General features: G+C 75.2%; 4 protein-coding genes and 1 pseudogene. 3 read left to right on the top strand and 2 right to left on the bottom strand.

Annotation, left to right across the window (positions count from 1 at the left end):
* A pseudogene (locus tag CKO13_RS10905) lies at positions 1 to 758 on the top strand (helicase-related protein); the annotation flags it as partial.
* Positions 759 to 768: 10 nt separating this feature from the next.
* Positions 769 to 1,950: an aminoacetone oxidase family FAD-binding enzyme gene (locus tag CKO13_RS10910; protein ID WP_200260858.1), complete on the top strand. Its 1,182-nt coding sequence runs from the start codon at positions 769 to 771 to the stop codon at positions 1,948 to 1,950.
* Between the two features lie 16 nt (positions 1,951 to 1,966).
* On the opposite strand, the gene CKO13_RS10915 is transcribed toward CKO13_RS10910, so the two are convergent.
* Both CKO13_RS10915 and CKO13_RS10920 read right to left on the bottom strand, forming a co-directional pair.
* Positions 1,967 to 2,899: a cation diffusion facilitator family transporter gene (locus CKO13_RS10915; RefSeq protein ID WP_200260861.1), complete on the bottom strand. Its 933-nt coding sequence runs from the start codon at positions 2,897 to 2,899 to the stop codon at positions 1,967 to 1,969.
* Entirely contained in the window at positions 2,892 to 3,710 is an 819-nt protein-coding gene (locus CKO13_RS10920) for a TIGR01458 family HAD-type hydrolase (protein ID WP_200260864.1), read from the bottom strand. Before CKO13_RS10920 ends, CKO13_RS10915 begins: the two co-directional genes overlap by 8 nt.
* 128 nt (positions 3,711 to 3,838) lie before the next feature.
* Between CKO13_RS10920 and CKO13_RS10925 the strand changes: the two genes are divergently transcribed.
* Positions 3,839 to 4,396: PAS domain S-box protein (locus tag CKO13_RS10925; protein ID WP_200260867.1), on the top strand; the 558-nt coding region annotated here is incomplete at its 3' end.

The following is a 4,396-nucleotide window of genomic DNA, read 5'->3' on the forward strand; positions in this document are numbered from 1 at the left end:
GCCGGCGCCACGCCCTGGGCAACGGCGGCGGCGAGGCCACCGTGGGCGAGCGCTCCCTGCTGCCGGACGAGGCCGAGGCCGCCCTGGTGCTCGACGCCCACAGCGTGCCGGGGAAGGGCACGCGGCAGACGGTGACCGTGGCGAGCTGCCTGGCCCCCCTGGCGCTGGCGGACCTGGCCGCCGCCGGGGTGTGCACGACCCGGGTCGCGGAGCCGGCCTGGGACGGCGAGGCCCTGACGGCGCAGCGCGAGCACTGCTACGCCGGGCGGGTCGTGGCCAGCGAGCCGCTCCACCCGGGGGGCCCGGAGGCGCGGGAGGCGGCGGCGCGGCTGATCCTCGCCGATGAGCTGCTGGCGCCGGCCGGCTCGCGGCTGCGCGACGACCTCGAGGCGTGGGCCCTCTACGTCGCCCTCGGCCACGCCGACGGCGCGGTCCCGGAGGCCCACGAGTGGCTCGTGGCGCGGCTCGAGCGCCTCGGCGTGGAGACCGGCGAGGACGTGGCGCTGCTCGAGCCCGCTGATCTGCGCCTCGACGGCGTCCCCGCCTGGGAGCGCGAGGCCTTCGACGAGCGCTACCCGCGGGAGGTCCACCTGCCGGATCTGCACATGCGCATCCACTACCACGTCCGCCGCCGCGAGGTCGTCGCCGAGAAGGTCGGCGGCATCCGCCGCGGCGACCCCAAGCGCTGGGAGCTGCCGGCGTGGCCGGGGTGGCGGGTGAAGTTCCAGCGCGCCAGCCGCGTCGTCGAGATCCGCTAGGGCGGCCGCGGTGGGCGAGCGCTACGAGGTGATCGTCGTCGGCGCCGGGGCGGCCGGCCTGATGAGCGCGGCCACCGCCGCCGACCGGGGCCGGCGGGTGCTGGTGCTCGACCACGCCCGCCGGCCCGGGCGCAAGCTCCTCGCCTCCGGCGGCGGGCACTGCAACTTCACCCACCTCGACAGCGGCCCGGCGCACTTCCTCAGCGACAACCCGCGCTTCTGCATCTCGGCGCTGCAGCGCTACACCCCCTACGACTTCCTGGCGCTGCTCGAGCGCTACGGCCTCGGCTACGAGGACCGGGGCGGCGGGCAGCTCTTCTGCCGCCAGGGCAGCCGGGCGATCCTGGAGATGCTCCACGGCGAGCGCTCGCGCGCCGGGGCGGAGCTGCGCACCGCCACCCCCGTGCGGGCGGTCCGCCGCCACGAGGCGGGCTATAGCCTAGCGACGGCCGGCGGGGAGCTGGCCTGCGAGTCGCTGGTGATCGCCACCGGCGGCCTGTCGCTGCCCAGGTCCGGGGCGAGCGGCTTCGGCTACGCCGTCGCCCGGCAGCTCGGGGTGCCGGTGCGCCCGACGCGCCCGGGGCTCGTCCCCCTGGTCTTGCCCGCGGCGCTCCAGGAGCGCCTCGCCCCCCTCGCCGGGATCAGCGTGCCGGCGGGGGTGGCCTGCGGTGACGCCGCCTTCCACGAGGCGCTGCTGATCACCCACCGCGGGCTCAGCGGCCCGGCGGCGCTCCAGGCCTCCAGCTACTGGCGCCCCGGCGAGGCGCTGCACCTCGACCTGCTCCCCGGCCAGGCGCCGCGGGAGGCCCTCGAGGCGCAGCGCCGGCGCCGCCCCCGGGCGACGCTGCAGCGCTACCTGGAGGGGCACCTGCCCAAGCGCCTCGCCCGGGCCGTCGTCGAGCTCCACGGCCTTACCGGGCCGCTGCAGGGCTACCGCAACGCCGATCTCGACGCCGCCGCCGCGGCCCTGGCGGACTGGCGGGTCACCCCCGTGGACACCGAGGGCTACCGCAAGGCGGAGGTGACGGTCGGCGGCGTCGACACCCGGGCCCTGTCGTCGAAGACCCTCGCCGTCCGCGACCAGCCGGGGCTCTTCTTCGTCGGCGAGGTGCTCGACGTGACCGGCCAGCTCGGCGGCCACAACCTCCAGTGGGCGTGGTCCTCGGGGGTGGCGGCGGGGCGCTTCGCCTGAGCGGGGTGCCGCCGCCCTACGCCCCCTGGGCCTGGGCCGCGTGGGCCTCGGCCGCCTCCATCTCGACGAAGACCCGGCGCACGTCGGGGAAGGCCTCCTTGATGGCGCGGTTGAGCGCGGCGGCGGTTGCCTCGACCTCCCGGGCGCTGAGCTCGTCGCGGAAGTCGAGGCTGAGGGTGGCGATGATGTGCGAGGGGCCCATGTGCAGGGCGATCACCTCGTTGACGGCCTCGACGCCCGGCTGCGCGCGGGCGATCTCGGCGATCCGCTGGCGGACCCCCTGGTGGGCCGCCTCGCCGATGAGCAGCCCCTTGGTCTCGAAGGCGAGCCACAGGGCGACGGTCCCGAGGATGGCGCCGATGATCACCGAGGCGATGCCGTCGTAGACGGGGTTGCCGGTGACCTGGGCCGCGGTCACCCCGGCGAGGGCCACCACGAGCCCGAGCAGGGCGGCGCTGTCCTCGAAGAGGACCACGAACAGGGTGGGGTCCTTGCCCTTGCGCACGGCCTCGAAGGGGCCGAGCTCGCCCCGCGCCCGCTGGAACTCCCGCCAGGCGTAGCGCCAGGCCACGCCCTCGGCGACGATGGCGATGAGCAGCACCACGTAGTTGATGGCGGGGTTGCCGAGCGCCTCGGGGTGGCGGATGTGGTGGATGCCCTCGTAGAGGCTGACCCCGGCGCCGACGGCGAAGATCGACACGGCGACCACGAAGCTCCAGAAGTAGACCTCCTTGCCGTGGCCGAAGGGGTAGTGCTCGTCCGCCGGCTTGCGGGCGCGGCGCAGCCCGAGGAGCATCAGGAGCTGGTTGCCGGTGTCGACCACCGAGTGCACCCCCTCGGCGAACATCGCCGAGGAGCCGGAGACGGCGGAGGCGATGAACTTGGTGACGGCGATGACGGTGTTGCCGGCCAGCGCGGCCAGCAGGACGGTGCGCGATTCGCTAGCCATGCCCTCGGCGTCCTCTACTGCTCGCTTGTCTGCATCTCTCGTCGACCGGCGCCCCGTCCGGCGCGAGGAGCCAGCGTACCACCTCGGCGAGGGAGTCGAAGACCGGGAAGGGGAGATCGCCGGCCCGCTCGTCGCCGGGGCGGTACTTGCCGGTGCGCACGAGGGCGGCCTGCAGCCCCGCGGCGAGGGCGCCCTGGACGTCGGCCTCGACGTCGTCGCCCACCATCAGCACCTCGTGGGGCGGCAGGCCGAGCTCGGCGGCGCCCTGGCGGAAGAAGGCCGCCGCGGGCTTGCCGTAGAGCTCGGCCTCGGCGCCGCTGGCGTACTCGAGGGCGGCGACGAAGGGGCCCATGTCCAGCGAGAGGCCGTCCTCCTCCTGGAAGTAGCGGTTCCGGGCCACGGCGAGCAGCGGCGCGCCCCGCAGGAGCAGCCGGAAGGCGGCGTTCAGGCGCCGGTAGGTGAACTGCTCCGCGGCGTCGGCGATGAGCACCGCGCTCGGGTCCCTCGTCTCCAGCCCGCGCAGATCGGGCTCGAGGTCCGGGTGGGCGATGAGGTAGGGGCGCAGCCCCCGCTCGGTGACCGCCTGCGCCGCGGCGCGGGGCGCGGTGAGGATCTGCTCGGCCTCGACAGCGTAGCCCAGCCCCCGCAGCCGCTCGGCCACCGCCGCCCGGGCGCAGCGGCTGGTGTTCGTCGCGAAGCGCAGGGGCACGCCGGCGCGCCGCAGGGCCGCCAGGGCCTGGGGGCCGCCGTCGGTCGCCCGTTCCCCCTCGTGGAGGACGCCGCCGATGTCGAGGAGGACGCCGCTGATCATGGCCGGGCTATCCAGGGGTGCAAGTTGACGATCCTCACCAAGCCGCGAGAGAGTGCAGCTCGAGCCGAGCGCCTCTAGGATAACGCCCTCTCCAGGGAGAGTGGCCCCGGCGGCAGAAGGGAGGAGCGGTGAAGGCACCAGAAGGCCTGCAAACGGCCATCGGCCAGCGTCTGTTCCTGGACGGCCTGGATGCGGTGGTGGTGCTCGATCCCGAGCAGCGCATCCTCTCGTTCAACCCCGCCGCGGCGGCGCTGTTCGGCTACGAGGAGGCGGAGGTGCTCGGACACCCCCTGGAGTGCCTGCTGCCGCAGGAGACCGCCGGGGCCCACCGGGCCTACATCGAGGGCTTCCTGGCGGAGGCCTCCGCCCCCTTGCGCCTGATGAACGAGCGGGAGCCGATCCACGGCCGGCGCAGGGACGGCAGCACCTTCCCGGCGGAGGCCACCATCGGCGTCCAGTGGCACGAGGGGCGGCCGTACCCCTTCGCCATCCTCCGTGACGTCTCCGCCCGGGCGGCCCGGGAGGCGGAGCTGGTGCAGCAGCGCAACCTCTACCAGGCCCTGAGCGAGAGCAACCACCTGCTGATCCGGACCCCGCCGCCGGAGCAGCTCTACGCCGAGGTCTGCCGGATCGTCGTCGAGTACGGCGGCCTCGCCCTGGCGTGGATCGGGCTCGGCGGCCTGGCC

Source organism: Halorhodospira neutriphila (assembly GCF_016584055.1).
Taxonomy (GTDB): domain Bacteria; phylum Pseudomonadota; class Gammaproteobacteria; order Nitrococcales; family Halorhodospiraceae; genus Halorhodospira; species Halorhodospira neutriphila.